Source organism: Nostoc sp. PA-18-2419, from assembly GCF_005869855.1.
Lineage (GTDB): Bacteria > Cyanobacteriota > Cyanobacteriia > Cyanobacteriales > Nostocaceae > Nostoc.
In genome coordinates, this window is record NZ_SZNH01000008.1 from 44,742 (window position 1) to 70,565 (window position 25,824).

Sequence of the window (25,824 nt, forward strand, 5' to 3'; positions counted from 1 at the left end):
AGCTCGCTATATCAAGTCAATATTAACTATCGACTAAAGGTCTAAATAACTATAAATTATCTAAAATTTGGAGGTAGCACCAATGATTCACCATATTTCTATTCCAGCGAATAATCCTCGTCATGTTGCTGAGGTTTTAGCTAAACTATTGGGCGGAAAGACTGCTCCATTTCGTCCCAACGCTGGTAGCTATGTAGCATTAGCTCTTGATGAACAAGGCACTCTGATTGAAGTTTACCCAGTGGGTACTGAGTTGATTCCTGGTAATGGCGAACAACAAGTTCAATTTCGTGAAAATAATAATTTTAGCCAATTCAATGCAGTTCATGCTGCTATAAGTGTACCTGTTAGCGAAAAAGAGATTGAAGAAATTGCTGCTAATGAAGGATGGCGGGTACTGCATTGTAGCCGGGGTCAGTTTGAAGTGATTGAATTTTGGATTGAGAACCACCTGATGATAGAATTGCTTAGTCCAGAAATTGTGTCACAGTATCTCAATTTTATTCAAAAGCAAAACTTAGAAAAGTTATTGAATAATACTGCTGCTTAGGTAATTTAATCACTTTAAACTTATAAGTCAAAGTTCAATAGGAATAAACAAACTATTGTTTTACTTTTGAATTTTGACTTTTAATATTTGATAATAGAATCTTTGCGATTACTTCTCTACGAGACGCTCCCGGTAGCTTGCTTCCACATTCGCATAGCGTTCCGCAGGGAAGTGGTACGCTTCACTCCGTTCTGCTTGTAGTCACAATCGCTCTGCAATGTGAGTGCATCGACCTGCAATGCGATTGCATCGACGTATAAAAATTAGACCTCTTGTAAAAGTCCCTTAACACCCTTGCGCCTCAGTCTTTCTGCTTGTTCAGTTAGCTCTCAATAGTTCCCTATTTTTAAAATACGTCTAATGCCCAATAGCACGCAGTCGCGACTAACTGTAGCATTGTGACATGATTAGAGCAGGTTGCCTTTTCCGATTATGAAGATATTGGTGCTAAATGCTGGTTCAAGCAGTCAAAAAAGTTGTCTGTATGAAATTCCAGATCAGGCTCTCCCTAATCAACCAGCCCAACCCCTTTGGGAAGGAAAAGTCAACTGGACTCAAGACAACGGTGTGGCAGAAATCGAAGTGAAAACTGCTACAGGTGCAAAGTTACAAGAATCAATTTCTGGTGACTCTCCACAGACACGCCTTACTCATCTGCTCAATACACTCACTCGTGATGCTACTAAAGTAATAAATCGCTTGTCAGAAATTGATTTAGTAGGACATCGTGTAGTACATGGTGGACAAGATTATCGAGATAGTGTGGTAATTACGGAGGATGTCAAAAAGGCGATCGCTCGTCTGTCTAACCTTGCTCCAGAACACAATCCGAGCGCTTTGGCAGGTATAGAAGCAATTGAAAATATCTTAGGAGAAGTCACCCAAGTTGCAGTTTTTGATACTGCATTTCACAGCACTCTTCCTGATGCAGCAGCAATTTACCCCGGACCCTATGAATGGGTAGAGCAAGCTATCCGCCGCTACGGGTTTCATGGTATCAGTCACCAATATTGTTCTAGTCGTGCTGCCCAAATTCTCGGTGAAGATTTAGCATCGCTACGATTAATTATCTGTCATCTCGGCAATGGTTGCTCTTTGGCAGCGATTAAAAATGGTCAGAGTATTAATACCACTATGGGAATGACACCTTTGGAAGGATTAATGATGGGTAGTCGTTCTGGTTCACTCGATCCGGGAATTTTGATTTACCTGTTGCAGTACTGCAATTACTCTGTAGAAAAATTAGATGAAGTTTTAAATAAAGCTTCTGGTTTACGAGGAATTTCGGGTGTATCTAGCGATATGCGTGAAGTCACAAAAGCGATCGCCCAAGGCAATACTCGCGCTAAACTGGCATGGGATATCTACGTGCATCGCTTGTGTTCAGGTATTGGTGCAATGCTTACCAGTTTGGGAGGATTAGATGCTTTGGTGTTTACCGCAGGCGTGGGTGAAAACACTCCAGCAATTCGCCAAGCCGCTTGTGAAGCTTTGGGATTTTTGGGATTAAAAATAGACCTAGAAAAAAATCAACAGCAGCCTGTAGATGAAGATATTGCCACACCCGACTCAGCAGTGAGAGTATTAGTAATCCATACTCAAGAAGACTGGGCGATCGCTCAACAATGTTGGCAACTATTTAAAAAGTAATCAACCAACAATTTATGATTAATAATAAACTTAACTTGAAAGTGCGATCGCAATGACTGATAAAGAACTCAAACATCTAATTGAGAGTAATGCTAAAACAGTCCAAGCTATGTTAGATGAAATAACTGAAGCGCGACAGGAACGCCAGGAACTCCGAGAAGGAATGATCCAGCTTCAGAATGCAATGGCACAATTAAGCAATATACAAGATAGAATAACCAACTTACTAATTTCTGTTGATGGCGATCGTCCGACAATTATTAAAAAACTCTCAGCAATAGAAACAAAGCTCGATCTACTATTGCAGCAAGACCCAACAGAGAATTTAGGGTAATATTTATATTAAGTGTATGTATTTAGTAATAAAACTTACTCCAATACTCCCACTAAAATTTTGACTATCTCTGCTAAATCATCTGGCAAAGTATACGATGTAATATCTCGTGTAATAGTACGTAAATTCTGCTCCAAAGTCCCAAATACCCAGACATCCCCCATTGTCACAGCACCATAGACTATATTTGGCGCATTTTCTAACATCGACAGTGCAATCATTTCTACTGCTAACTGGGTAAATCCGCGTGTCAAATCATCTCGTTTTGCTTCAATTACAACTAAGTTGTATTGCGATTGAATGAAATAGTCCAAATTACCTTGAAGTAAATTATTTATTTTCAACGGGTATTCAATCCGCAGCAGTCGCTTACAAATAACTGCTACTCGACTTAAGACTGGTGCAACCAAAATTTCTCTTTTGGCGGTTTCACTGCTAAGAGTAACGTAGGGAATTGTATCTTCAAGTTGTTGTCGAAGTTCATCGAGTCCGTCTATTTGATTACTCGTTCTCGGAAGTTGCAAACGCTTACGCACAAAAGCATAATCAAACTCTGCTAAAACTTCATCTGTATCACTGAAAAACTCAAAGTATGAACGAAACGAATAGTTTCCATCCGGTTGGAGAATTTTTGGTTTTGACATTACCGCCTCCTACCGTATTTCATTAATCCACTACTATATAAATAGCAGTCAGTATGACAATATGGCTGGATTATTTCCCATATTTATTATTGAAGTGTTCGCGTCTAGACGTGCTAAAGCAGCATTTATTTTCCTTAAACAGTCGATAATGTAAATAATTGTTAAAATCCTCAGGCAGGAAAGAATCATCCATGCGTGTAATATTGATGACCGGCAAAGGTGGCGTGGGTAAAACATCTGTTGCTGCTGCAACTGGACTCCGTTGTGCAGAATTAGGCTATCAAACGTTGGTTTTAAGTACAGATCCCGCTCACTCCCTAGCAGACAGTTTTGACATGGAAATGGGACATGCACCCCGAAAAATTCGCCCAAATTTGTGGGGTGCAGAATTAGATGCATTGCAAGAATTAGAAGGAAACTGGGGTGCTGTGAAACGTTACATTACCCAAGTTTTACAAGCTAGAGGTCTAGAAGGGGTGCAAGCGGAAGAATTGGCAATTTTGCCAGGTATGGATGAGATTTTTGGCTTGGTAAGGATGAAACGCCACTATGACGAAGGTGAGTTTGATGTTTTGATTATCGACTCAGCCCCGACTGGTACAGCACTGCGTTTGTTGAGTTTACCTGAAGTCGGTGGTTGGTATATGCGCCGTTTTTACAAACCTTTTCAAAATATCTCAGCAGCACTCCGGCCTTTAGTTGAACCTATTTTTAAACCAATTGCTGGTTTTTCATTACCAGATAAAGAGGTAATGGATGCGCCTTATGAGTTTTATGAACAAATCGAAGCTCTAGAAAAAGTATTGACAGACAATACTCAAACCTCAGTGCGTCTGGTGACTAATCCTGAAAAGATGGTGATTAAAGAGTCTCTTCGCGCCCATGCTTATTTGAGTTTATATAATGTTGCCACTGATTTAGTTGTGGCCAATCGGATTATTCCCAGTGAAGTCCAAGACCCATTTTTTCAACGTTGGAAGAAAAGTCAAGAGCAATATCGCCAGGAGATTCACGATAATTTCCACCCTCTACCTGTGAAAGAAGTTCCATTATTCTCTGAGGAAATGTGTGGATTAGCTGCATTAGAACGCTTGAAAGAAACTCTTTATAAAGATGAAGACCCGACTCAGGTTTATTATAAAGAAACGACGATTCGAGTTGTGCAAGAACAAAATCAATACAGCTTAGAACTTTACTTACCTGGTATTCCTAAAAACCAAGTTCAATTGAGTAAAACAGGGGACGAATTAAATATTACTATTGGCAATCATCGGCGTAACTTAGTTTTGCCACAAGCCTTAGCAGCACTACAACCAGCAGGAGCAAAAATGGAAGAGGATTATCTGAAAATTAGCTTTGCTGACAACATCAGAGTTTAATTTTGTAGAATGCTTATATCTCTACAAAAAACTAAAACTACAAAGTAAAAATCTTGATTAATAGCTGATAGAGACGCAATTATATTAGCGTCTTTTTTTATATTCTTTTTGAATTTTCTCAAAAAAATAAAACTTTCTCTGATTGATTTGCCGTAGTTTTACTGAAGACAAATTGATTCAATAAATTTCAAAATATTATTAGATTTAATTATCTATGTTTAAAAATTATTAATTAAAGATATTATCAGCAATGACCTCGAACTCAGAACAAGACTGGCGGCAAACTCGCCATGAAGAAAGTTTGCTACACCGGATTACAAACCGTATTCGACGAAGCTTGGAATTAGAAGAGATTATCACAGCAACAACAGCAGAGGTGCGATCACTACTGCAAACTGACAGAGTGATGATTTACAAATTTCATGCCGATGGTAGCGGTCAGGTCATTGCTGAGTCAATTTATCACAATCGCTTGCCGTCGCTACTGGGGCTGAATTTCCCTGCTGATGATATTCCAGCCACCGCCCGCGAACTGTTTATTAAATCACGGGTGCGTTCTATTGTCAACGTTGATACTCAAGAAGTTGGTCAAAGTCACCTGCGTGATTTAGAAAGTGGAGAAACCATAACAGAGGAAATCCGTTACCGCCCTGTAGACCCCTGCCATATTGAGTATTTGACAGCAATGGGTGTCAAATCCAGCATTGCAGCCCCTATCCTTTATCAAAATCAACTCTGGGGGCTGTTGGTGTCTCATAATTCCCAAGTGCGTCTGATTTCAGAATATGAACTAGAAGCAATGCAGATGGTAGTCGATCAGCTCTCAATAGCGATCGCTCAAAGTAGCCTCCTGGCTCAAGTCCGCAAAACAGCCGAACAACAAACCATCATTAACCACATTGCTAGCTTACTACATTCACTCCCGACAATTGTATTACAGCCAGCCCTAGAAGCCGCTGTTACTGCCTTTGATGGTGTTGGTGGTCGGCTTTGCATCAGAAATGCACCTTTTGATTTTCACCATAGCAGGGTCGCGAGCTTCACAGAATGCTTAATTCCTGGAAACACCTGCATCAAACTTTATACTTGTGGTCAGCAACCTATAATGCCAGAACAGACGATATATCCACTGATAGAGCAGTATAATGTTTGGCAAGAACACTATAAGTCCAGTGAAGAATACGATGTTTGGGCAATTTCAGATATTTATCTAACTTCTAGTTTGCGAAGTTTGCAAGTTGCTTTTCAACCAACTAAAATTCGCAGTATGTTGGCGATTCCACTTCAATATCGTCAGCAGTTGCTAGGCTATTTAACTATTTTCCGCAACGAAATAGATACAGAAACCCTGTGGGCGGGACAGTATGACAGCGATCAAAGACAATTGTACCCCCGACAATCCTTTGAAGTTTGGCGTGAAGCAAAAAAAGCACAAGCTCAAAAATGGACAATCGAAGAAATTGAACTGGCTAAAAACCTCAGTAAACACTTTGCTTCTGCAATTCAACAGTATGAACTATATCAACAAATACAAGTCTTTAATGAAAATTTAGAACACCAAGTTAAGAGGCGCACAAGCGAATTACAACGGACGGCTGAACAACAACAGGCTGTGTTTAAAGTGATTGCTGAGATTCGTGAATCTTTGGACACAGATACGATTTTTCAAACAACAACTAAAGAGGTTTGTCAATTAATCAAAGCTGATCGCGTTTCTGTTTACCGTTTTGATGGTGATTGGGGTGGTGAATTTGTTGGAGATTTCGAGGCTGCTACTCCATACTGGTCGAATGAGTCCAAACTAGGTATTAATACAGTTTGGAATGATACCTACTTACAAGATACCCAGGGAGGACGTTACCGTTACAATCAAACATTTGCAGTCGATGACATCTACAAAATGGGGTTTGCTCAATGTCATATCGACAATCTAGAGCAGTTTAAAATTCACGCTTTTGTGCTTGCTCCAATCTTTGTTGGACAAAAACTTTGGGGCTTACTGGCAACTTATCAACACTCAGGTCCTCGTCAATGGAAAGCTTCTGAAATCAACTTTATCAGTCAGATTGCTGCTCAAATGGGGGTAGCACTCCAGCAAGCTCAATTACTCACTCAGACACGAGAACAGGCCTTAGATTTACAACAAGCAGCAGAACAGCAAAGGGTATTGTTTGAAGTTGTGGCCAAAGTTAGGGAATCTCTGGATTTAGATGCAATTTTTCAGACAACTACTCAAGAAATTTGTAAATCACTACAAGCGGATCGAGTTGCAGTGTACCGCTTCCAAACTGATTGGAGTGGTGAATACATTGCGGAGTTTGTGGGTGAGGATTGGATAAAGCTAGTAAGTCCAGATACTAACACAGTTTGGCGAGATACCTATTTGCAGGAAACCCAAGGTGGGCGATATCGCCACAATGAAACCTTTGCAGTCAATGACATCTATCAAGCTGGTCACTCTGAGTGCCATGTTGCAGGCCTAGAGCAAATTCAGGCAAAGGCGTATGCGATCGCCCCAATATTTATTGGGCAACAGCTGTGGGGTTTGTTAGCAGCTTACCAAAACTCTGCACCCCGTCACTGGGAAACCTCAGAAATTAAGTTTATGACTCAAATTGCCAATCAGCTTGGGGTTGCACTCCAACAAGTCGAATTACTCAATCAGACTAAGGAGCAGGCAGAAAAACTGGCTACAGCTTTGGATGATTTAAAACAAACTCAAACCCAACTCATCCAGACTGAGAAAATGTCTTCATTAGGTCAACTGGTAGCTGGTATTGCCCACGAAATTAATAACCCAGTCAACTTTATTTATGGCAACATTAATCATGTCAGTGAATACGCCCAAGATTTACTCAGTATCCTCGACCTGTATTTGCAAAACTCCCCTAACCCCAACCCTGTAATTCGCGAGCGCGCAGAAGAAATAGACTTAGAATTTTTGACTGAGGATTTACCCAAAACTCTCTCCTCAATGAAAATTGGCGTTGATCGCATCCGGCAAATTGTCTTGAGTTTGCGGAACTTCTCCCGCCTCGATCAAGCAGAAAAAAAACCAGTTAATATCCATGAGGGTATTGATAGCACCTTGCTAATTTTGCAGCATCGCTTAAAAGCAAAACCAGAAAGTCCGGCGATTAAATTAGTTAAAGAGTACGGTGACCTTCCTTTAGTAGAATGCTATGCCGGGCCATTGAATCAGGTATTCATGAATGTTTTAAGCAATGCGATCGATGCCCTAGAAGATTACAGAGGCTCTACATCCAAACTTCATAGCAGTCAAATTACTATCCATACTGCTGTTGGGAAGATAGAAGGGAATATTAAGAGTGTAGTAATTCGCATAACAGACAATGGCCCAGGAATACCCCAAGACCTGAAAGCAAGAATCTGCGACCCATTTTTCACTACTAAACCAGTGGGAAAAGGCACTGGCTTAGGGTTATCAATTAGTTACCAGATCGTTGTGGATAAACACGGTGGCGTATTTAAATGTAATTCTGAGCCAGGATTAGGTACAGAATTTTGGATTGAAATTCCAATTACACAAATCACCAAATCACACTATTAACCATTGAGGTTAGGTCGAACCAAACCCAACAAAATCCAAGTTTTTTGGTCTGAGGTTATAGTAAGCTCTCGTGCCTACAAGTTAGTTGCACCATTTTCATTGTCAAAAAAGCTGCAAACCCTCTCCCTTGCTCCCTGCTACCCAGCAACCTCAATGTGTAAATTAAATACTTAACAGCTTAGGGACTTCCAGAAAATAAATTATCCAATTTCATGCCCATCAAAACGACTTTCTCTTTCCCTGCTCCCTGCTCCCCTGCCCTCAAGGCGTTCGCGTAGCGTCCCGCAGGGATGGAATATTTTTTTAATTGGAAGTCCCTTACTCCCCTTGTGAAGTGAGATAGTAAATAGAACCTTATTTTATTATTATGTAACTAAACAAGAATGACTGGTGAAAACCACTCAAGGCTCATGTTACTAAATTTTATTCCTGAAGAAGGATGATTTAAATTTATAAACCTATCTCCAGATAAATACAGTAAAACTGAAGTTAAGCTATAAAATATTTCAATAACTAAAAATCACTTTACTAAGAGTAAATATATGTTGAGTATACTTTGGGGCATTGTTGTTGTACTGTTTGCTTTTTGGGCACTAGGATTAACACTTCATATTGCTGGTAATTTAATTCATGCAGTATTGCTTTTAGCTATTGCACTTGCCATTTACAATTTTTTCAAAGCCCGTGATGTCTAGATGAATAACTAATAACATCCCTGATGAATCGGCCTTCTCTGTTTATGGGCTAGCTGGAAGATTAAATTTGGGCTTTTTTAATGGCTGGTAGTCAGCCACAATTAAAGTTTATTTCTTGTTTTAAAGGCTTTTTACAGTGTTAGTACAAAAACTTAATGCATGTGCAGAATTCATTGCAGGTGATAGTACTATCTTGCGAGAATTGTTGCATCCTGATAAGCAACCTTTGAAATTACGCTACAGTCTAGCTCATGCAATATTGCCCATTGGCCAAACCTCTACACTTCATTCCTTGACAACTTCTGAAGTTTACTACATTCTTAGTGGTCAAGGAGAAATGCACATAGATGATGAACTAGAGATAGTAGAACCAGGAGATGCTGTCTATATTCCACCCAATGCTAAACAATTTATTCGGAATTCTGGGGTTGAACCACTAGTATTTATATGCATAGTCGATCCTGCATGGCGTCAGTCAGACGAGACTGTATATTCTCCCTAGAAAGAGTTACCAAGAGTTCCAAGAAATTTTGACAATAAAGAATAAAGGGGTAGGTCGGGTTAAACGCAACCAAACCCAACAATATCAAGGTTTGAAGTTCAGTTTCGCTTTTTAACCCAACCTACACCTGTTTCAAGTGAATCTTAGTTTGAATTTGGTCAAAGATTGCACCTTCATTAAAGAATTTTTTTTGAATTTCGTCCCATCCTCCCAAATCTTGAGCTTTGAAAATAGTTTTTATTTTCGGATATTTGCCTTCTACTTCTTTGGCAATTGTGGTATCAACAGGGCGAAATCCTAACTTGACAAACTCTCGTTGCGCTTCTGGAGTGTAAAGAAATTTAACAAATGCTTCTGCGACTAAACGAGTTTTATGTTTATCGACATTTGTATCTACGACAGCTACAGGATTGTCAATGGAAATATTGACATCGGGTACTACATATGTAAATTTTTCACCATTTTGTGCCGATAAAATCATTTCATTTTCATAGTTGAGCAAAGCATCACCTTGACCTTTTTTAAAAAATAGTTCGCTGGCATTACGAGCAGTTTTGGGTAGCAAAGGTACATGTTGATAAACATTCGAGATGAAGTTTAATGCTTGAGCTTCGTTTTTGCCAGTTTTGATTGCTGAACCCCAAAGACCAAGAAAATTCCAGCGCGCGCCACCAGACGTTTTAGGATTAGCTGTAATTAATTCCACCTGATTTTGTGTTAAGTCTGCCCAAGTTTTGATATTTTTAGGATTATTCTGACGAATAGCGATCGCTCCTACAGATTGAGTAACTATTGCATCATTAGGCGCTTCTTTTTCCCAACCCTGTTGAATCAAACCTGACTGAACTAATTTCTGAACATCAAGGTCGAGTGACAAGTGTACTACATCGGCTTCTAAGCCATCAATCACAGCTAATGCTTGAGAACCAGAACCTTCATAACTCTGCTCAAAAGTGACATCTTGTTGATGTTCTTTCTTCCACAGTTCTATAAATTTGGGAATAATTTGCTTATACGCTTCACTGGTAACTGAGTAGGAAACAAGCGTTAGCTTTATATTATCCTTGACAGTGGAATTCACATTACTTGTGTTATCTGCATTGCGTGATGAACAAGCTGTTATCGCTACACTCAAGCTAACTCCGATAAAAAATAAACTAATAAAGCCCCACAAAGAAAGCTTATGCGTCCAACTTCTGATTGGATGTAGCTTCCATTTTCTGATAGCCTGCATAGAGATGACGGTATAAGTTTGAACTAACTCGATGAAGCGTCTGATTGATTGAGAAGTTGTTGGCCACTGGTTCATCAACTTTTTCCTTAAACTGCGGTAAATTGCGCGAGATATAGTAGTTTAAGGTGATTATAGAGCAGTAGCTAAGGTTACATAACCTTTTGTTAACCTAATTTTAAATTGTCAATGAAGCCAGCTTGTGGTGACATCAGTTTTGCTAACTATTTATTCAAAAGATTTACAGCTTGAATAAAACATCTGCCCTTAGTATTAACAGTAGCGTTACAGCTGTCACTGTTAGTTGTGCGATCGCTCCCACAACACATACAGCAGAAACAGGTTTTACATCTGGCTACTAGACGGAATCGTCATCTACTCGATTTGAATTCGAGTGTAGTAGTAGTGCTGATCGCTAGTATTGTGGAAATTGTGGAAAACCTATTACAAGCTATGTTGGATCTGAATTCAACCAGTTAAAGGCCTGTGGAAAACTTGTGGAAAAATACCATAGTTTTTCCACAAGGTAATTATACTTAATTAAGTTTTATCAAAAAAATCTCAAGTTTTCCACAGATTTTTCCACAAAAAGTAAGATTTTTTCCACAAGCTAAGTTAAATTTAATCAATTTTTATACGTTACTTAATATTTTCGAGTAATAGTTTAGCTTTCAAGACTAATAATTTAGGAAGATGGTTGTGGAAAACTTTAAATTAACTATTTTCCAACTAAGCAAAGTATAGAATCGAAAACTCAAAACGAGATATTGAGTTTGCTTGAGTGATGACATCATTTTTGAGAGCGGCTAGTCATACTAATGCGATCGCTCAGTTGGCGTAGTGTTTGTGCTAAAGTGCGATCGCTCTCTTGGAGTTGAGCAATTTTGTCACAACTATAGATCACCGTTGTATGGTCTTTACCACCAAACTCCTCCCCAATTCTCGGCAAACTCAAAGAGGTGTGTTGACGCATCAGATACATACCAATTTGACGCGCCCAGCTAATTTCCCGGCGTCGTGAGTTTCCTTTTAGGTCATCAATTGAAACATCAAAATTCTCAGCAACAACTGTCAAAATTGCTTCTGGGGTAACCATCACTTTTTCGTTCGGTGGCTCTAAAACTGGGGCAATATTTTCCACCGTCATTGGTAAACCCCAAATAGAAATATAAGCCAAAGCTCGAATTAAAGCTCCTTCTAATTCTCGAATATTAGAAGTATAGTTAGAAGCAATATATTCAATTACATTCCGGGGCAGACGAATATTTTCATACTCAGCTTTTTTCTGAAGAATCGCCATTCTCGTTTCCAAATCCGGTGTTTGAACATCTGCAATTAACCCCATAGAAAACCGAGAGCAAAGACGTTCTTGTAAACTAGGAATTTGGTTAGGAGGACGGTCAGAAGCAATGACAACTTGTTTACCTGCCTCGTGTAAAGTATTAAAAGTATGAAAAAATTCTTCTTGAGTATATTCCTTACCTTCAAGAAACTGAATATCATCTACTAATAAAACATCAGCAGCTCGATAATGCTCTCGAAAGCTTTGCATACTATCCTTACGAATTGCTGTAATTAAATCATTGGTAAATCGCTCAGTAGAAACATAAAATATTTTACAATTTGGAGAAATTTCCCAGCGATAGTGACCAATAGCCTGCATGAGATGAGTTTTACCTAAGCCAACGCCACCACATAAAAATAAAGGATTAAACTCTCTTCCAGGAGATTCGGCAACTGCCAAAGAAGCAGCATGAGCCATGCGATTGTTAGCGCCAACTACAAAACGTGAAAATATATATTTAGAGTTTAATTCCGTAGTTTTTTGGTTGTTATGAGAAATGGGTTCATAAATACTGCTAGGATTTGGTGATTCCCAAGCAACCTCTGCTTCATTAACATGAGATTCATCACCTTGAACAACAGTAATGTAAATTTCTACAGGATGACCCAAAATATCTTGTACTACATGAGCAATGGTGTTGACATAATACTTCTGTAACCAATTACGAGCAAATGGATTAGGAGTACGTATCACCAAGCAATTATTTTCTAATCGTTCTGCACTAGTAGTTTTGATCCAAGTTTCAAAGGTAGGTCGGGATAGCTCAAGTTGTAAGCGCTCTAGTACCTGACTCCACAGATTTTCTATGGAAATTTCCATTCTCCACCACCTTTGCTGCTAATCGTCACAATAGAAAAGAAAGCATCAATTTAGCATCCCCAGACGCTAGACCTGAACAAGCTTTTAAGTTGTAATCATTTTGGGACATACCCGGTAGGCAAGATCCTAACACCCACTGACTGACAAGGGAGAAGCAACGACACATGAAGATAACAAACCATGACTTAATACTCAAAAATATTAATACCAGGGGTTTGCCCCACAGGTTGTGGATGCTCTCAATAGTGKTGTTGCTGGGGAGCTGCTCTCTTTTACCTGCCAAAACCTTTGAGAGTCAACAAAGCGATCCTCAAGCCGAAAAGCCAATTGCTTCCAATCCGATAATTGCTCCTCCACCAATTATTTCATCGTCTGGAGATCCTAATTTTGTGGTAAAAGTCGTGCAAAATGTGGGTTCTGCGGTGGTTCGGATTGATTCTTCCAGAACAATTACTTCTCGTGTACCAGAAGAATTTAACGATCCATTATTGCGGCGGTTTTTTGGAGACGCAGCGCCACAGCCGACACAACGGGTAGAACGCGGTAGCGGCTCTGGATTCATCATTAATTCCTCTGGTCAAATTTTGACTAATTCCCATGTAGTAGACGGCGCTGATAGAGTAACTGTTACACTCAAAGATGGTCGCACTTTTAACGGTAAAGTTTTGGGTGAAGACCCAGTAACAGATGTAGCTGTAATTAAAATTGACGCCAATAATCTACCAACCCTATCTATCGGTAACTCAGATGCCTTACAACCAGGAGAACCAGTAATCGCCATCGGTAACCCCTTGGGCTTGAATAACACGGTTACTTCTGGGATTATTAGTGCTACAGGCCGTTCTGGTAGTGATATTGGTGCTAGTGATAAGCGGGTTGACTATATCCAAACCGATGCTGCCATTAACCCTGGTAATTCTGGTGGGCCACTACTAAATACTCGCGGCCAAGTAATTGCAATGAACACAGCCATTATCCGAGGCGCTCAAGGCTTGGGATTTGCGATTCCAATTAACACCGCGCAAAAAATTGCCCAGGAATTAATTGCTCAAGGCAAGGTAGATCATCCTTATTTGGGTGTGCAAATGGTGACACTGACACCAGAAAACAAAGAAAGAATCAAAAACATCGCAGGCGATCGCTTAAATTTAACAGCAGATGAAGGGGTTTTGCTCGTTGAAATTGTACCGCGATCGCCCGCATCCGCAGCTGGACTCCGACCAGGTGATGTAATTAAAAGCATTAATAACCAGCGTGTTACTAAAATTGAAGAAGTACAGAAGCTAGTAGAAAATAGCAAAATTGGTACCAACCTCCCAATGCAAGTAGAACGCAATGGGCAAATTGTCCAAGTAGCAGTTCGACCTGCTCCTTTACCTGTAAGACGTGAAGGATAAAATTGGTCATTTGTCCATTTGTCATTGGTTTTTCTTTGCGTCGCCGCCTCCTCAGATCTCCCGATTTTCCAAAGGAGTTTTCTCATGTCTGAATCAATTATTCAATTAGGCAATCCAACACTGCGGCAAAAAGCTGCTTTGGTTGAGAATATTCAAGATCGAGATATCCAAAAATTAATCGATGACTTAATGGCTACCGTTGTCAAAGCTAACGGCGTGGGAATTGCTGCACCTCAAGTTGCACACTCTGATCGTTTATTTATTGTGGCTTCCCGCCCTAATCCCAGGTATCCCAACGCGCCGGAAATGGAACCTACTGCCATGATTAATCCCAGAATCATTGCTCACTCGACTGAAGTTGTCAAAGATTGGGAAGGTTGTTTGAGCGTTCCAGGAATTAGGGGGTTAGTTCCTCGGTATAAAAGTATTGAAGTGGAATACAGTGATCGCCAAGGAAATCTACAAAAGCAAGAATTATCCGATTTCGTTGCTCGGATTTTTCAACACGAATATGACCACCTCGACGGCATCGTATTTGTAGACCGCTTAGAGAACACTCTCGATATGATTACTGAACAGGAATATCAACAACGAGTAGTAAATAAGACTTAACCGTAAATAATGTTTCTCTGGCTGATTAACTAATTTCAATTCCTCTTTGTCAGAAGTGACCAAACCATGAAAAAACTGATCAACAAACCGGAAGACTTTGTACGCGAAAGTCTAGAAGGTATGGCAGTCGCTCATTCTGATTTAATTAAAGTCAACTTTAATCCTGCTTTTGTCTATCGGAGTGATACACCTGTACAAGGTAAGGTAGCAATTATTTCTGGCGGGGGTAGTGGTCACGAACCGATGCACGCTGGCTTCGTGGGCAGAGGAATGCTTGATGCAGCTTGTCCTGGGGAAGTTTTCACTTCACCTACCCCTGACCAAATGCTAGAAGCAGCCAAGCAAGTAGATGGAGGCGCTGGTATCCTTTATATCGTCAAAAATTATAGTGGCGATGTGATGAACTTTGAAATGGCAACGGAGTTAGCCCGTGCTGAAGACATCCGAGTGCTAAATATTTTGATTGATGACGATGTAGCAGTCAAGGACAGCCTTTATACTCAAGGACGACGAGGTGTCGGAACAACAATACTGGCAGAAAAAATTTGTGGTGCTGCGGCAGAAGAAGGGTACGATTTGCTATCTGTAGCAAATTTGTGTCGTCGGGTAAATTTGTACGGGCGGAGTATGGGAATTGCTCTGACATCCTGTACCACACCTGCTAAAGGAACGCCGATATTTGAATTAGGTGATGACGATATTGAATTAGGTATCGGTATTCACGGTGAGCCAGGAAGAAAACGTACAATTTTCAAATCAGTAGATGAGATTACCGAAATTTTGACGCGATCGCTCATTGAGGATACAGCATACACTCGCATAGTGCGGGAGTGGGATGAAGACAAAGGAGAATGGGCAGATGTGGAACTAATCGATCCACCATTTGTAAAAGGCGATCGCTTATTAGCTTTTGTCAATGGTATGGGTGGAACTCCGGTTTCAGAGTTGTATCTTGTTTACCGCAAACTCGCCCAAATCTGCCAAAAACAAGGATTGCAAATTGTCCGAAACTTAATAGGCTCTTATATTACATCTCTAGAAATGCAAGGTTGTTCCATTACCCTGCTGAAGTTAGATGATGAAATACTCCGGCTATGGGATGCACCAGTAAAAACGCCAACTTGGCGCTGGGGAATTTAATATGGTAACTCAGGCGCAGATATTACAATGGTTACAGGCATTTGCATCCGAAATCGAGCAGAATAAAACATATTTAACAGAATTAGATGCGGCGATCGGAGATGCAGACCACGGGATAAATATGGATCGCGGGTTTAAAAAGGTAAGCGTTCAGTTACCCACTGTTGCAGACAAAGACATTGGCAGCATTCTCAAAACCGTGAGTATGACCTTGATTTCTTCTATTGGCGGTGCCAGTGGTCCTCTCTACGGTACTTGGTTTTTGCGAGCCAGTACAGCAGTAGCTATGAAGCAGGAATTAACAGAACAAGATATGTTAGAGCTATTGCAAGCGGGGTTAGATGGCGTGCTGCAACGTGGTAAAGCTCAAGTAGGTGATAAAACAATGCTAGATGTGTTATCTCCGGCTGTGGCGGCTTTTAGGGAGGCTGTAAGAGAAAATCAGAATACTGTGGAAGCTATGCAGCAGGCTGTAGCAGCTGCTCAAAGAGGCTTAGAGGAAACTATACCAATGCAGGCAAAAAAAGGACGGGCTAGTTATTTAGGACAAAGAAGTATTGGACATCAAGATCCGGGAGGGACTTCTGCTTATTTGATGTTGAAAAGTTTGTTAAAGGTGTTGGAAAGTTCTGTGGAATAAGCATCTACTAAAATTTAAAATCCCAAATTATTTGACTTTTCGTAAACATCACCTAAAAATTCCAACTTATTTGCTCGACAACGGAAATACTCTGAATACGCCATTTACCTCTATATCGAATTAAATCATACCGAACTCGCAACTTATCATTAGAAGAACCTTCAAATTGACCATTTTCATATAACTTTGTGGCTTCTTTGACTGTAGCTTCCACAGCAGCGCGATCGCTAAATAAATCAACTTTTTCTACAGACTCAATCTTCAGACTATGATCGTACTTGCGGTAGCGGTTATCTACTTTGTCTTGTTGAGCTATTAGCCGCCATTGAGACAAAGCTGAACCTGCTAAAATCTGCTCTAAATTATTAATTTGATGATTAGGTCCTAAAGCTGCGGCTTTGGTAGATAGCCAAGCCTGAATTACTTCTTCTGCTGTTGCATTTGTGAGAGGCCCATCTGATAATTCAGGCTTGTTTGGGTCAGGAATAAATACTGGTGGTTGATTTATTTGTACTAACAACTGTAAATCACGCGTAGGTGGTGAAGGAAAAAATAGATTTTTTATCCATCCAAAAGCTGCTGTGGCTAACACCCAGAAAACTAATATAACCACTAGAGAAATAAACACTCTCCACACTAGCCGTGTTTTCCCTTCTATAGTGCTAGCAAATGTTCGCCGCCGCCGAGAACGAGGACGAGGACGATTATCTGGTATACGTTCTCGACTAACAGGTTGAGTAGGTTTTCTTCGCCTCCGCTTTTGGTTTTGACTGGGTGCAGTACCTCTAGCTGAACCATTCCAATGCTGATTATTACCTCTGGTCATGCGTTCAGCAGTAGGAAGCTGTGCAGCAGTTATTTCTGGTTTGACACTTTCAGATGAATTCCGCCTTGGTGGTGAGAAATTAGGATATTCAAGTTTTTCTTTTGTTGGTGCTTCTGAAAAATCTGGGTCAGGCGTTGGATTGCGATCAAATTGTCGAAACCCAGTTGAATTGTTGTGAAAATATGGATTATTTGTTTGTGTCTGTTGAAAAAGCTGGGGATTAATTACACCTGATTCATTAGTTGTTTGTGCGTCAGTTGGCAATGCTTCTAAATAAGCTTGTACCTGTTGGTTAGCAAAGTACTCTTTAAGGGAAGCTGGCTGGCTTGACAAATCTCGAAAATGTGGAAATACTTCGTGTTGCAACCACTGTTCTGTATATAAACACAGCCCTGGTAACAAATCTGGAGAGTCTTGAGATTTTTCTCGAATAAATGCTAAAGCTTCGTACTCTTGACTAAGTTCTAAAACACGAGTTGCTTCTTCGGTTTGTCCTAAGAGTAATGCACATAGCGACTGTTCCAAATGTACATCTTGGCGATTACCCAGACGTACTAGCATCTGCCTTGCTTGACGAATTAAAGCCGGTTGTCGTTGAGCAAATCCTCTTGCTATCAAAGCATAAACCGCCAAATAAATGGCAACAGCAGAAGGACGTTTACTTTCTGCTTCAAATAACTTGTGTTGCTCTGCGACTGTTAAATGATTACGCAATTGCTGAATAAATCGCAGAAAGTCATCTATATTTAAACCAGAGCGATCGCTTTTTGTCCCATCAATCCCGCCCCGATCTTCTAAAAGGTTTTGCAATAATTCCAGACCTTGGCGTCGTTCGGCAGTCTTTTGTTGAGGTAGTGCCAATAACTCTAAAATTCGATAGGGTCGTAATTTGTAAAGGTCTGCCTGAATTTCTGCTTGTACAGTAGCGAACAACCCTTCACGTACTAGCAACTCCTCACCTGTTTCTAAGGATATAGCAGCATTTTCGTAGTGACCTTGTTGCCACTGTTCGCGTCCTAATTCTAAACAAGCAAGAGCAACAGTGAGAACAACATCCGGACGTTCGGCACTTTCGGGGATTTCTTCTTCTACTAAATTACTGCCTTTGTTGTTATTTGAAACACCATTTTTATTTATCAGGTACGGGCGACCAAGTTTCAGTACAAGTTCGTATTCCCCTAATTCTTGCAAAATCAACAAAGCACCAACTAATTCGTCTTGTGATACATCAATGCCCAAATTCTGGGGATCGACACCTTTTTTGTAGCTTTCTCTGGGATTTTCTGCTGCTACTGTGCCAGTAGCAACGTTATCAGGGTCATAGGCGTGGGCAAGATAAAGGTGATCGTAGGTACTGCGTTGTTTTGGATCTGATAAAACCACGTAAGCTTCTTCTATAAGTTGTTTACGAGAAGAAATTGCTGTCATTGAATACTCACGTCTTGGCAATTGTACAATGCGATCGCTGTATGCCTGCCGCAATTGTTCATCACTTGCCGCTAACGGTAGTCCTAAAATTCGGTAGTAATCTAGCGGAATTCGCACAGCCTACTTCCCCTGCACCGCGATCAACATAATTTACCTAGAGCGTTCCAGGCCAGTAAAACCGTGCCATAATAATGCCGTGTAGAATCTACTCTACAAGTGTATATTGCAACTACTTGTTTTGTACCTTCCCGAAATTTTGAGTCACATTCTAGTACTAATTTTTTGCCTTCGCCTAGAAAGTCTCAGCTTTTTGTTTTAATTCTTAGTATTTTTGGTTTAATACGACTATAGTCAACCATTCAATGCCATAAACCACAACTACCGCTTATGATGACGGGATAAATGTTGTGGTTACAAGAATCTAGTGATTGATTTTTTCGGGATTTTTCTAAGTATGCAGTCAATAAACTACTACTTTTGGGAGTTGACCCTGATAACACGAGACCAAAATCATATCATAATTCACCTCTAATTACAATTACCTATTTGGATATATAGACTTTTGCCTTCTTTTTTTTAAATTGTTAATGGATATGCAGAAACCAGTCTATCTCGATTGGTAGTCTATCAAGGGGAATTAGTGAAATAAAAAACCCAAAGCCGTAGATATTTATTACGGTATTAAATCCTCACTAAGCATACGACATTGGGCAAAAAAGTTGTGAATGCTGAGTTAGAAGTTAAGAGTACAGACAAGGGTTAACCCAAGTCTTTCCAAGGGTGAGGAGTTATTCTGCCCTGGACTCAAGGTCTCCTTTATCTCCCCCACTCCCGATTACCTATTCCCTAAAGTCCTTTTTTGGTGCATTAATTAAATCAGTGAACACTCAACAGTGAACAGTTATCAGGCATATCGTGGTGAACTTAAACCCAAACGATGAAACTGGCTAACTGATAACTGTTAAATCCTAAAGCGTTATCAGGCCAACTTATTTAAGACCGTAACTTTAAGTTGTACAACAGGGATATTCAAAAATAATGGTTCAAGAGCGTACTTTACCCACATTTAATGCTGCTAATACGCGTATTACTAAAGCAGAAGGGTTGCGGTTATATGAGGACATGGTATTAGGGCGCTTGTTTGAAGATAAATGCGCTGAAATGTATTATCGGGGCAAAATGTTTGGTTTTGTCCATTTGTACAACGGTCAAGAAGCCGTTTCCACTGGCGTTATCCAGGCGATGCGACCGGGTGAAGATTACGTTTGTAGTACATACCGCGACCACGTTCATGCTTTGAGTGCGGGAGTACCAGCAAAAGAGGTAATGGCAGAGTTATTTGGCAAAGCCACAGGTTGCAGCAAAGGGCGCGGTGGTTCTATGCACATGTTTTCTGCCGAACATCGCTTGCTAGGTGGCTATGCGTTTGTGGCAGAGGGAATTCCTGTAGCGGCTGGAGCGGCTTTTCAAACCAAATACCGTCGCGAAGTGCTAAAAGACGAAAGTGCTGACCAAGTGACAGCTTGCTTTTTTGGCGACGGTGCAGCTAACAACGGTCAGTTTTTCGAGACGTTAAACATGGCAGCTCTTTGGAAACTGCCAATTCTTTTTGTGGTAGAAAATAATAAGTGGGCAATTGGTATGGCTCACGATCGCGCAACTTCCCAGACAGAGATTTACAAAAAAGCCAGTGTGTTTAACATGGTGGGCACAGAAGTAGACGGCATGGACGTGCTAGCAGTGCGTGCTGTAGCGCAAGAAGCCGTAGCCCGCGCCCGTGCTGGGGAAGGTCCAACATTAATTGAAGCACTTACCTACCGCTTCCGGGGTCACTCCTTAGCAGACCCCGATGAAATGCGAAGTAAATCTGAGAAAGAATTTTGGTTTGCTCGTGACCCAATTAAAAAGTTGGCAGCTTACTTAATTAAACAAAACCTGGCGGACGAGGAAGAAATCAAAGGCATTGACCGTAAAATTCAAGAACTTATCGACGAAGCAGTAAAATTCGCCGAAAGTAGCCCAGAACCAGACCCCAGCGAATTATATCGTTTTGTTTTCGCAGAAGATGAGTAATCTTTAGGGAGTAGGGAGTAAAGACTGAGCATTGGGAGTGCTGAGTACAGACAAGGATTAACCCAAGTCTTTCCAAGAGTTAAGAGCTATTCTCCCCATCTCCCCTATCTTCTGATCTCCCCGCTCCCCATTAGGACTAAAACTTGTGTTTACCATTGCACTTCAACAGCAACAATACAAAACCTACATCCTTTCAGATGAAACCGCTAATTCTCAATTAGAAGTTGTCCCAGAACGCGGTGGTATTATTACTCGTTGGCGCGTCCAAGGGCAAGAAATTTTCTATCTAGACGCTGAACGCTTTACTAATTCTGATTTAAGCGTCAGGGGCGGAAATCCTATTTTGTTTCCGATTTGTGGCAATTTACCGGATAACGCTTATACCTATAACAGCAAAGAATACACTCTCAAACAACACGGCTTTGCCCGTGATTTACCTTGGCAAGTAACTGAGCAAGTAGCTGAAGATAAAGTTAGTCTTACCCTCATTCTCAACAGCAATGACCAAACACGGATAGTTTATCCTTTTGACTTTCAACTAGTTTTCACTTATGAACTCCAAGGTAATACCTTAGAAATTCACCAACAGTGTAAAAATCTTTCATCTGCATCATTGCCCTTTTCCTTAGGTTTTCACCCTTATTTTCTAACGCATGATAAAACTGCGCTAGAGTTTGAAATTCCCTCTCAAGAGTATCAAAACCAGATAACCAAAGAAAGTCACTCATTTTATGGGAATTTTGATTTCAACCAGGATGAAATTGATGTTGCCTTTAAGCAATTAACTAGTAAATCAGCAACAGTGACGGACAATAACCGTAAGCTCAAGTTGACTCTAGATTATGGCGATGAATATCCCATTTTGGTATTTTGGACACTTAGGGGCAAAGACTTCTACTGTCTAGAACCGTGGAGCGCTCCTCGCAACTCTCTAAACACTGGTGAATATCTAACTGTATTAGATCCACAGGGTAGCTATACAGCATCTATACGCTTAACAGCAAATTTTTTCTAAACCCCTTTACAAATCTACAGATATCTATGCTATGATGGCAAAGTTGCGAAATCAACGAAGGGGTCGCTAACTCAACGGTAGAGTACTCGGCTTTTAACCGATTAGTTCCGGGTTCGAATCCCGGGCGACCCATAGAGTTAATGAAAGTTAGCTAATGATACTAACGGAATTTTGCAAAGTCGGGTTTTTCTAGGATTGTGGTTAGCAGTTACAGAGTTATTAGCAGGGAATATGCAAACTGTGTTAACTATTTTACAAGCAGGCTTGGAATCTCCCGAACACGCAGCATTTATGCAGAAATTAGCAGATTTAGGCTGAGGTGATCGCTTTTGGTAAATTATTTGGCATACAGGGCTACCAAAGCCTTTCACCTTGGGGTAACTGACTCTACAGCACTATACGGCATATTTATAGTAACTTTAGCTTAAACTTTTTCAACATAAGCACACAACACTAGTTATAATTTCCTATAAGTTGAAAAAACTCTTAAGATTTAGCGTGATTATTACGCTTCTCTCACACCGACTAGCTGACAACCACATTAGGAGGACTATCTATGGCGCTTGTACCATTGCGGCTGCTGTTGGATCACGCGGCTGAGAACGGCTACGGCATCCCAGCTTTCAACGTTAATAATTTGGAACAGATTCAGGCGATCCTGAAGGCTGCTGTAGAGACAGATAGCCCCGTAATTTTGCAAGCTTCTCGTGGCGCTCGTAATTATGCAGGAGAAAACTTCCTACGCCACCTGATTTTAGCAGCGGTAGAAACCTATCCTCAGATTCCCATTGTCATGCACCAAGATCATGGTAATGCCCCTGCTACCTGCTATTCAGCAATTAAGAACAACTTCACCAGCGTGATGATGGATGGTTCTTTAGAAGCTGATGCTAAGACCCCTGCAAGCTTTGAGTATAATGTCAGTGTCACCCGCGAAGTTGTAAATGTAGCTCATGCTCTAGGCGTCAGTGTTGAAGGCGAACTCGGTTGTTTGGGTTCTCTAGAAACTGGTGCTGGTGAAGCTGAAGATGGTCACGGGTTTGAGGGTACACTCGATCATTCTCAACTGCTAACCGACCCAGACCAAGCAGTTGATTTCGTAGAGCAAACCCAAGTAGATGCTTTGGCAGTTGCTATTGGCACCAGCCACGGTGCTTACAAGTTTACCCGTAAGCCAACTGGGGAAATTTTGGCGATCAGCCGCATTGAAGAAATTCACCGCCGTTTGCCTAATACTCACTTAGTAATGCACGGTTCTTCCTCTGTACCTGAAGATTTGCTGGCGCTGATTAACCAATACGGCGGTGCAATTCCTGAAACCTACGGCGTACCTGTTGAAGAAATCCAAAAAGGTATCAAGAGCGGTGTACGTAAGGTAAATATTGACACCGATAACCGTCTGGCAATTACCGCTGCTGTACGTGAAGCTTTGGCAAAAAATCCCAAGGAATTTGACCCTCGTCACTTCCTCAAACCTTCTATTACATATATGCAGAAGGTTTGTGCTCAACGTTATAAGGAATTTGGTACGGCTGGCAACGCAAGCAAGATTAAACAAATTACTTTGGAAGATTTTGCTGCTAAGTATGCTAAAGGTGAACTCAATGTTATTACCAAGTCAGCAGCCAAAGTTTAATCTCTCTAAAGAATAAAAAGGTGCACAGTACTGCTATGCTCCTAAAAGACTGAGGATTCTAATATTGGCATAAACCGGGTGACTACCCGGTTTTTTGTTTTATTCTTCAGGATTGAGCATTGATGCTTAGGAGTGTGGGGATATTATCAAAAGCTATCCACCCCGATTATTCTTCTCACATTCCCAGTTTCTAAAATACCCGATGCTGTAATGAAGGCATTTGACGGCGGACTTGTTCAAGCCTGGTGGGTTTGATTTCAGCGATCGCAATTCCCGGCTTTTCCCCAGCATCAGCTAAAATTACTCCCCAAGGGTCGATAATCACTGCGTGTCCGTGGGTTTGGCGGCGGTCATAGTTGTTGCCTGTTTGGGCAGGAGCAATAACGTAAGCAGTATTTTCGATCGCTCTTGCTTGCAATAATACTTGCCAATGGTCTTTGCCAGTAAAGGCGGTAAAAGCAGCGGGAACAAATAAGACATCGGCTCCCTTATCAGCTAAATGACGGTACAGTTCTGGAAAGCGGACATCGTAACAAATAGAAAGTCCTAAATTACCAAATTTATCTGAAAAATAAACGGGGGGTAGTTGTGTACCAGCGACAACAGTGCTGGATTCACGATAGGTGTTGCCGTCAGGGACATTAACATCAAATAAGTGTACTTTGTAATAGCGGGCAAGTTCTTCACCGCTTGGCTCAATGAGTAGAGTGGTATTATAAACTTTACCTGTATTGTCTACTGGAAGTGGAAAGCTGCCGCCCAAGATGGTGATTTGAAAGCGCTGAGCCATTTTTTTGAGAAATTTTTCACTTTCAATAGCAATGGCATCCCCTTGCGCGAGTCTGTCTTTTTCTTCTCCCATAAAGGAAAAGTTTTCTGGCAAACCTACTAATTCAGCACCTTGACGCACGGCAAGATCTATTAATTCTTCTGCCTGTGCCAAATTTTTTTGGAGATTGGACACACTGGTTAATTGAATAGCGGCGGCTAAATAAGACTTCATAGATTCAACAACGAAATAGTTGATTTATGGAAAATAGATTATCAAAATATATCGCTACTTCAACATTTGGGGAACTTAATTAAAAATGCAAAAATTGTTGCTTTTTTTAAACAGGCTTATTATTGCCATTGCTTATTTATAATCTTCTTCTAAGTTCTAGCAAACTAAGCACGATTGTGTTCAGGTTGTGAGCAAACCTTGATAAAAGTTACCTGTTGTAAATATCTCTGTTCTGAGTTAGACACTTATCGCTTCCTGGCTGTATTTGTCTTAGCACTGCGGACATAGAGTGGTTGTTTTAGTTTTGACTAAAGGTATAACGCCAGAAGAAACAAGCAAAGTTATAGATAAACTAATTATCGTCGCGATCGCACTTATTTTGCTATTTGATTTTACGGTACAGGTAATTTTAAATTATTTAAAAATCAGTATTAGATTTTTACAAGTATCAGAGGATTATTACTGTTAATTTCTTTACAAATGCGGCGGGGAGAATTAGATACCTAATTTTTTAGCAACCCTGCACCCTGTTCTTGGTGGAGTAATTAGGACTGGACTTTTAGGTTTTCTGTTGGCGACGCTAGCAGTGATAATTGGTCATACGGAAATTGAGGAGTTGCTTATGAGCTAGAAAACTCCTGAAAATATGAAAAAATTATTAAATTATCTCCAAATGTAAACAAGTTTGAAAAATGAGGAATTAACATCTTTCAAACTTGTTTGCAAAAATTAACTTAAAGTTACAACAGAATATACAACTCAACAGGATTTTCCTGCCAATTGAGTTTCAAAGATACTTTTCCAGAGTGGTAGCTAATGTAGTTTTAGGCACAGCGCCAACCACCATATCGACTTTTTGTCCACCCTTAAAAATCATTAATGTGGGAATACTGCGGATGCCGTACTGACTGGCAACATTAGGATTTTCATCCGTGTTGACTTTGACGACTTTGATTTGACCTTTGTACTGTTCGGAGATTTCATCGACAACAGGAGCTACCATACGGCATGGTCCGCACCAGGGTGCCCAAAAGTCAACTAAAACGGGTACATCGCTGTCGAGTACTTCTTGCTTAAAAGTAGAATCCGTAACTTGTGCGGCTGCTGACATGCCTAAAACCTTCGCCAAATATATCTGAGCTTCGTGAAAATTCTACCATAGCAAAAACATCTGCTTTGGAGTCGAGGATGTACATTTGCAAAGAAGCTTTAGAATTTATTCATAAACATAAGGAACCGCCCGAACAGTAGTCCGGGCGGAGTGTGGTGTGAGGAGTGAACGGAAACATGCGTCTCCGCTATTTCTATTGTAGGCGACAGATAAGATTTTTCCA

22 protein-coding genes and 1 tRNA gene are annotated in these 25,824 nt (G+C 40.6%); 17 read left to right on the forward strand and 6 right to left on the reverse strand.

Annotation, left to right across the window (positions count from 1 at the left end; genetic code table 11):
• The first annotated feature begins 82 nt into the window (after nt 1-82).
• The 3 genes from FCR06_RS10355 (at nt 83) to FCR06_RS10365 (ending at nt 2,534) form a co-directional block, all read left to right on the forward strand.
• On the forward strand, nt 83-550 hold the full coding sequence (locus FCR06_RS10355; protein WP_138499260.1) for a hypothetical protein: 468 nt from the start codon (nt 83-85) through the stop codon (nt 548-550).
• A gap of 432 nt (nt 551-982) precedes the next feature.
• The gene (locus FCR06_RS10360) at nt 983-2,200 is read left to right on the forward strand and encodes an acetate kinase (RefSeq protein ID WP_138499262.1); all 1,218 of its coding nucleotides are present in this window, start codon (nt 983-985) and stop codon (nt 2,198-2,200) included.
• Nucleotides 2,201-2,252: 52 nt separating this feature from the next.
• The gene (locus tag FCR06_RS10365) at nt 2,253-2,534 is read left to right on the forward strand and encodes a hypothetical protein (RefSeq protein WP_138499264.1); all 282 of its coding nucleotides are present in this window, start codon (nt 2,253-2,255) and stop codon (nt 2,532-2,534) included.
• 35 nt (nt 2,535-2,569) lie between these two features.
• On the opposite strand, the gene FCR06_RS10370 is transcribed toward FCR06_RS10365, so the two are convergent.
• A complete protein-coding gene (locus FCR06_RS10370; RefSeq protein ID WP_138499267.1) occupies nt 2,570-3,178 on the reverse strand; it encodes a hypothetical protein in 609 nt (202 codons plus the stop codon).
• 191 nt (nt 3,179-3,369) lie between these two features.
• On the opposite strand from FCR06_RS10370, the gene FCR06_RS10375 reads away from it, so the two are divergent.
• The 4 genes from FCR06_RS10375 to FCR06_RS10390 all read left to right on the forward strand — a co-directional run bounded on the left by FCR06_RS10375 (nt 3,370) and on the right by FCR06_RS10390 (nt 9,325).
• The gene (locus tag FCR06_RS10375; protein WP_138499269.1) at nt 3,370-4,557 is read left to right on the forward strand and encodes a TRC40/GET3/ArsA family transport-energizing ATPase; all 1,188 of its coding nucleotides are present in this window, start codon (nt 3,370-3,372) and stop codon (nt 4,555-4,557) included.
• Nucleotides 4,558-4,807: 250 nt separating this feature from the next.
• Nucleotides 4,808-8,128, forward strand: coding sequence for a GAF domain-containing protein (locus FCR06_RS10380; protein WP_138499271.1), 3,321 nt, complete (start codon nt 4,808-4,810; stop codon nt 8,126-8,128).
• Nucleotides 8,129-8,670: 542 nt separating this feature from the next.
• Nucleotides 8,671-8,823: a lmo0937 family membrane protein gene (locus tag FCR06_RS10385; RefSeq protein ID WP_138499273.1), complete on the forward strand. Its 153-nt coding sequence runs from the start codon at nt 8,671-8,673 to the stop codon at nt 8,821-8,823.
• A 136-nt stretch (nt 8,824-8,959) separates the two neighbouring features.
• A complete protein-coding gene (locus FCR06_RS10390; RefSeq protein WP_138499275.1) occupies nt 8,960-9,325 on the forward strand; it encodes a cupin domain-containing protein in 366 nt (121 codons plus the stop codon).
• A 121-nt stretch (nt 9,326-9,446) separates the two neighbouring features.
• Here the strand turns inward: FCR06_RS10390 and FCR06_RS10395 are convergent, their stop codons facing one another.
• Both FCR06_RS10395 and dnaA read right to left on the reverse strand, forming a co-directional pair.
• Entirely contained in the window at nt 9,447-10,559 is a 1,113-nt protein-coding gene (locus FCR06_RS10395; protein ID WP_138499607.1) for a sulfate ABC transporter substrate-binding protein, read from the reverse strand.
• A gap of 787 nt (nt 10,560-11,346) precedes the next feature.
• On the reverse strand, nt 11,347-12,720 hold the full coding sequence (dnaA, locus tag FCR06_RS10400) for a chromosomal replication initiator protein DnaA (protein WP_138499277.1): 1,374 nt from the start codon (nt 12,718-12,720) through the stop codon (nt 11,347-11,349).
• A 164-nt stretch (nt 12,721-12,884) separates the two neighbouring features.
• Here dnaA and FCR06_RS10405 point away from each other — a divergent pair, with 164 nt between their 5' ends.
• The 4 genes from FCR06_RS10405 (at nt 12,885) to dhaL (ending at nt 16,509) form a co-directional block, all read left to right on the forward strand.
• A complete protein-coding gene (locus FCR06_RS10405; RefSeq protein WP_138499279.1) occupies nt 12,885-14,117 on the forward strand; it encodes an HhoA/HhoB/HtrA family serine endopeptidase in 1,233 nt (410 codons plus the stop codon).
• 84 nt (nt 14,118-14,201) lie between these two features.
• Nucleotides 14,202-14,729, forward strand: coding sequence for a peptide deformylase (gene def / locus FCR06_RS10410; protein WP_138499281.1), 528 nt, complete (start codon nt 14,202-14,204; stop codon nt 14,727-14,729).
• A 66-nt stretch (nt 14,730-14,795) separates the two neighbouring features.
• Nucleotides 14,796-15,869, forward strand: coding sequence for a dihydroxyacetone kinase subunit DhaK (gene dhaK / locus FCR06_RS10415; RefSeq protein WP_138499283.1), 1,074 nt, complete (start codon nt 14,796-14,798; stop codon nt 15,867-15,869).
• Between the two features lies 1 nt (nt 15,870).
• Nucleotides 15,871-16,509, forward strand: coding sequence for a dihydroxyacetone kinase subunit DhaL (gene dhaL, locus FCR06_RS10420; RefSeq protein WP_138499285.1), 639 nt, complete (start codon nt 15,871-15,873; stop codon nt 16,507-16,509).
• Between the two features lie 52 nt (nt 16,510-16,561).
• Here dhaL and FCR06_RS10425 read toward each other — a convergent pair whose 3' ends face one another.
• Nucleotides 16,562-18,880: an IMS domain-containing protein gene (locus FCR06_RS10425; protein WP_138499287.1), complete on the reverse strand. Its 2,319-nt coding sequence runs from the start codon at nt 18,878-18,880 to the stop codon at nt 16,562-16,564.
• 921 nt (nt 18,881-19,801) lie between these two features.
• Here FCR06_RS10425 and pdhA point away from each other — a divergent pair.
• From pdhA to fba, 5 genes are all read left to right on the forward strand, one after another.
• Nucleotides 19,802-20,836, forward strand: coding sequence for a pyruvate dehydrogenase (acetyl-transferring) E1 component subunit alpha (gene pdhA / locus FCR06_RS10430; RefSeq protein ID WP_138499289.1), 1,035 nt, complete (start codon nt 19,802-19,804; stop codon nt 20,834-20,836).
• A gap of 145 nt (nt 20,837-20,981) precedes the next feature.
• Nucleotides 20,982-21,851, forward strand: coding sequence for an aldose epimerase (locus FCR06_RS10435; RefSeq protein ID WP_138499291.1), 870 nt, complete (start codon nt 20,982-20,984; stop codon nt 21,849-21,851).
• Between the two features lie 60 nt (nt 21,852-21,911).
• A tRNA-Lys gene (locus tag FCR06_RS10440) sits at nt 21,912-21,983 on the forward strand.
• 39 nt (nt 21,984-22,022) lie between these two features.
• Nucleotides 22,023-22,169, forward strand: a complete 147-nt coding sequence (locus FCR06_RS10445; protein WP_223280097.1) for a hypothetical protein — start codon at nt 22,023-22,025, stop codon at nt 22,167-22,169.
• Nucleotides 22,170-22,407: 238 nt separating this feature from the next.
• Nucleotides 22,408-23,487: a class II fructose-bisphosphate aldolase gene (gene fba, locus FCR06_RS10450; protein ID WP_138499293.1), complete on the forward strand. Its 1,080-nt coding sequence runs from the start codon at nt 22,408-22,410 to the stop codon at nt 23,485-23,487.
• A gap of 190 nt (nt 23,488-23,677) precedes the next feature.
• Here the strand turns inward: fba and FCR06_RS10455 are convergent, their stop codons facing one another.
• Nucleotides 23,678-24,490, reverse strand: coding sequence for a carbon-nitrogen hydrolase family protein (locus FCR06_RS10455; RefSeq protein WP_138499295.1), 813 nt, complete (start codon nt 24,488-24,490; stop codon nt 23,678-23,680).
• 289 nt (nt 24,491-24,779) lie between these two features.
• Here FCR06_RS10455 and FCR06_RS33495 point away from each other — a divergent pair, with 289 nt between their 5' ends.
• Nucleotides 24,780-24,959 carry a MarC family protein gene (locus tag FCR06_RS33495; protein WP_223280098.1) on the forward strand — a complete coding sequence of 60 codons (180 nt, stop codon included), beginning with the start codon at nt 24,780-24,782 and terminating at the stop codon, nt 24,957-24,959.
• A gap of 318 nt (nt 24,960-25,277) precedes the next feature.
• Here the strand turns inward: FCR06_RS33495 and trxA are convergent, their stop codons facing one another.
• A complete protein-coding gene (gene trxA / locus FCR06_RS10465) occupies nt 25,278-25,601 on the reverse strand; it encodes a thioredoxin (RefSeq protein WP_099072817.1) in 324 nt (107 codons plus the stop codon).
• Nucleotides 25,602-25,824 lie beyond the last annotated feature (223 nt).